The following is a 398-nucleotide window of genomic DNA, read 5'->3' on the forward strand; positions in this document are numbered from 1 at the left end:
GACCCCGTGCTGGACCAGAAGAAGTGCGTCTACGAGCCGCCCGTCCTGGCCGCCCGGGCAGGCGGCACCCTGACGCTGCGAAACTCTGATCCGCTCGTGCACAACGTGCGCGCCGCCTCCGGCTCCAACCGCTCCTTCTTCAACGTGGCCATGCCGCTGGAGGGGATGACGACCCGCAAGCCGCTCCCCGCGGAGCCGGGTGTGGTGCCCATCCGCTGTGACATCCACCCGTGGATGCGCGCGGTGGTGCGCACCTTCGACCACTCGTACTTCGCCACCACCAGCCCGGAAGGGCGCTTCCGCCTGGAGGTCCCCGAGGGCACCCACACCCTCGTCCTCTGGCACGAGCGGCTGCCCCAGGCCGAGCAGACCGTGAATGTCCGCGCCGGAGAGGTCGT

Annotated in this window: 1 pseudogene; it reads left to right on the forward strand. The window is 70.4% G+C overall.

The features are described from left to right. Nucleotides 1-398, forward strand: a pseudogene (locus D7Y04_RS43345) (hypothetical protein); the annotation flags it as partial.

It is taken from the genome of Corallococcus sp. AB038B, assembly GCF_003668955.1.
In the GTDB taxonomy this organism is placed as follows: domain Bacteria; phylum Myxococcota; class Myxococcia; order Myxococcales; family Myxococcaceae; genus Corallococcus; species Corallococcus exiguus.